Source organism: Asticcacaulis biprosthecium C19, assembly GCF_000204015.1.
Lineage (GTDB): Bacteria > Pseudomonadota > Alphaproteobacteria > Caulobacterales > Caulobacteraceae > Asticcacaulis > Asticcacaulis biprosthecius.
The window spans coordinates 779,391-783,067 of sequence record NZ_GL883077.1 but is presented as its reverse complement, the minus strand read 5'-3'; the positions used below and the strand labels follow the sequence as shown (position 1 = coordinate 783,067).

At 60.6% G+C, this 3,677-nt stretch carries 3 protein-coding genes; all 3 read left to right on the top strand.

Annotated features, from left to right (window positions below):
• Positions 1–221 precede the first annotated feature (221 nt).
• The gene (gene uxaC / locus ABI_RS03985) at positions 222–1,634 is read left to right on the top strand and encodes a glucuronate isomerase (protein ID WP_040308558.1); all 1,413 of its coding nucleotides are present in this window, start codon (positions 222–224) and stop codon (positions 1,632–1,634) included.
• A gap of 92 nt (positions 1,635–1,726) precedes the next feature.
• The gene (gene kduI, locus ABI_RS03980) at positions 1,727–2,575 is read left to right on the top strand and encodes a 5-dehydro-4-deoxy-D-glucuronate isomerase (RefSeq protein ID WP_006271552.1); all 849 of its coding nucleotides are present in this window, start codon (positions 1,727–1,729) and stop codon (positions 2,573–2,575) included.
• Between the two features lie 173 nt (positions 2,576–2,748).
• Positions 2,749–3,507, top strand: a complete 759-nt coding sequence (kduD, locus tag ABI_RS03975; protein ID WP_040308556.1) for a 2-dehydro-3-deoxy-D-gluconate 5-dehydrogenase KduD — start codon at positions 2,749–2,751, stop codon at positions 3,505–3,507.
• The last annotated feature ends 170 nt before the right edge of the window (positions 3,508–3,677 follow it).

The following is a 3,677-nucleotide window of genomic DNA, read 5'->3' as shown; positions in this document are numbered from 1 at the left end:
CCGAAGGGGTGGAGGGGTATCTTACTGGAGGCGGCGGTAAGCTGTAGGTGCGTGGAGATCTCAATCTCACCCCACCCTTAACTCCCAACCCCACTTTTTGACATTGACTCAAAAAAATCCATTGCCAAAAGGAATGACACCGGTTACCTATCTTGCCACGGGAGCACAGGCAGACATAACACAAGGCGCCTGAAATCGTTGAATCCATTGGTGCTATTGATATGACAAAGCCACTCTCCCCGCACGGCGATCGTCTGTTCTCGTCAGACCCCGTGCAACGCGGCTACGCCCGCGAACTGTATGCCCTGGTCAAGGACTTTCCCATCCTCTCGCCGCATGGCCATACAGACCCGTCGTGGTTCGCGCTGAACGAACCGTTCGAAAACGCCACTGCCCTTTTCCTGAGCCCCGACCACTACATCTACCGCATGCTCTACTCGCAGGGCATCGACCTGGACGATGTCGGCGTCGGCTCCAAGGCCGGTCCGTCGGGCGCCGATCCGCGCGCGGCCTGGCGCATCTTCGCAAAAAACCAGCACCTGTTCCGCGGCACCCCCACCTCGATGTGGATGGGTCACGTCTTCGGCGAGATCATGGGCTTCGAGGTCCAGCTTTGCGAAGACAATGCGGATTTCTACTATGACCGTATCGGCGAACTTCTGGCCTCGGACGCCTACCGCCCGCGCGCCCTGTTCGACCGTTTCAACATCGAGCTGCTGGCCACCACCGAAGGCCCGACCGACACGCTCGAGCATCATCGCACGATCAAGGACTCTGGCTGGAAAGGCCGCGTCGTCACCGCCTACCGCCCCGACCCGGTCATCGACCCGGAGCACGAAGACTTCCACGCTAAACTGAAAATGTTCGCCGACCTGACCGGCGAAGACGTCTATAGCTGGAAAGGCTACCTGCGCGCCCACCGCAAGCAGCGCGATGTTTTCATGCAGCACGGGGCCACCTCGACCGACCACGGCCACCCGACCGCCCAGACCGCCAACCTGTCGACGGCCGATACCAAGGCCCTGTTCAAGCGCGTCACGGGCAAGCACGTAACGCCCGAGGATGCCGAACTGTTCCGCGCCCAGATGCTGACCGAAATGGCCCGCATGAGCCTGGACGACGGCCTGACCATGCAGATCCACCCGGGATCCTACCGCAACCACAATCTCAAGGTCTTTGAAAAGTACGGTCGCGACAAGGGCTGCGACATCCCCTTGCCGAGCAACTATGTCCATGCGCTGAAGCCGCTGCTGGACGTCTTCGGCAATGAGAAGAACCTGACGGTCATTCTCTTCACCCTGGATGAGACCAATTACAGCCGGGAACTGGCGCCGCTGGCCGGTCACTACCCCATCCTGAAGCTGGGCCCGTCCTGGTGGTTCCACGACAGCCCCGAAGGCATGATGCGCTTCCGCGAGCAGGTCACCGAAACCGCCGGCTTCTACAATACGGTGGGCTTCAACGACGATACCCGCGCCTTCCTGTCGATCCCGGCGCGCCACGACGTTGCCCGCCGCGTTGACGCCAACTTCCTCGCCCGTCTGGTCGCCGAACATCGCATCGATCTCGACGATGCGGCGGCGGTGATCAAGGACCTGACCTACACCCTTCCGAAAGCTGCGTACAAACTCTAGTACGAAGTTCGGAATGGATTGCCTTTGAATAATTTTGATCGTAAATGATCAAAAAAGAACCGGAGCCTGCAAAGCCTATGTGCCAGAATTCATTGTACCGAAAAATCTACCACGCCACCCATCCCGACATGATGGATGGCGCCGGCACGCAGGACCTGCGCGAAAAATACCATATGGGCGGATTGTTCGAGGCCGATAATGTCGTCCTCAACTACACCCATTTCGAACGCTTCGTCGTCGGCGGCGCGGCTCCGGTCCACCAAACCCTGAAACTGCCCGACCAGACCGAGCCGGCCTCGGCCGCCGGTCATCCCTTCCTGGAACGCCGCGAACTGGGCGTGATCAATGTCGGCGGTGGCGCCGGCACGGTCACGGTCGACGGCACGGTCTACGACCTGGGCCTGAAGGACGGTCTCTACATCCCGATGGGCACGGCCGAAGTGCTGTTCGCTTCGACCGACGCCGCCAACCCGGCTCTGTTCTACCTGACCTCGACACCGGCCCATGCCCGGTATGAGACGGTCAAGATCTCGATCGACCAGGCGGTACCGCTGGAGCGCGGTTCGTTGGAAACCTCGAACCAGCGCGTCATCTACCAGTATATCGTCCCCACCACAGCCAAGTCGTGCCAGCTACTGCTGGGCCTGACCATCCTGGCGCCGGGTTCGGTGTGGAATACCATGCCGCCGCACCTGCACGACCGCCGCTCGGAGGTCTATTTCTATTTTGACCTGGGCGCCAATGACCGCGTCTTCCACTTCATGGGTGAGCCCGACGCCGCACGCCATATCGTCATCGCCAACAACGAAGCTGTCGTGTCGCCGCCGTGGTCGATCCACATGGGTGCCGGCACCTCCAACTACGCCTTCATCTGGGCCATGGGCGGGGAAAACCTCGACTATACCGACATGAAGGTACTCGACATCTGTCAACTGGCCTAGGAGACTGCTTGAAAATGCGCCAGGCCGGCCTGCAAAGGACCGCTTTCTACGCTTCCGGTGCTCACGTACTTGAGTACGCTCCGCTCCGGGTCTCGAAACCAACCCTTTTCGTCTCAGCCTGACGCATTTTCAAAACAGTCCCTCACGCAATAAAAACAAACGGGAAAAACGACATGGCGAACAGCATGTTCGATCTGACGGGCAAGGTGGCCCTGGTCACCGGCGCCAATACCGGCCTTGGTCAGGGCATTGCCCTGGCTCTGGCCGAAGCCGGCGCCGACATCGCCGCAGCCGGTATCGTGCCGGCCGAGGAAACCGGCGACAAGGTCCGCGCCCTGGGCCGCAAGTTCCTCAATATCGACGCCAACCTGATCACGATCGAGCCGGTCGAGCGCATCGCCGCTGAGACGATCGCCGGTCTGGGCGGGCTGGATATCCTGGTCAACAATGCCGGCCTGATCCGCCGTCAGGACGCCGTCGACTTCTCGGAAAAAGACTGGGATGACGTGATGAACGTCAACATCAAGGGCGCCTTCTTCATGGCCCAGGCGGCCGGCCGCCACATGATCGCCCAGGGCAGCGGCAAGATCATCAACATCGCCTCGATGCTGAGCTTCCAGGGCGGTATCCGCGTCCCCAGCTATACGGCTTCGAAGTCGGGTATTGCCGGCATCACCCGCCTGCTGGCCAACGAATGGGGCGCCAAGGGCCTCAATATCAACGCCATCGCGCCGGGCTATATGGCGACCGACAACACGGCTCAGATCCGGGCCGACGAAGTCCGCGAAAAGGCCATTCTAGACCGCATCCCGGCCGGGCGCTGGGGCTTGCCGTCGGACCTGGCCGGCACGGCCATCTTCCTGGCGGCTGCGGCTTCCGACTATGTCAACGGCGCGGTCATCCCGGTCGACGGCGGATGGCTGGCCCGATAAGCCGAACCACATACGTCTCCCTCAACGGCGCCCCTCACCGGGCGTCGTTTTTGCTTATAAAGAAGGCGACGATAAGTAGGTTATTGAAAATATGTAAGAAATAGAGCTACCATCAAGTTGTAGCCATAAAATCTTTCAGGTGCCAGGTGACCTCTCCGGACACCACGTCC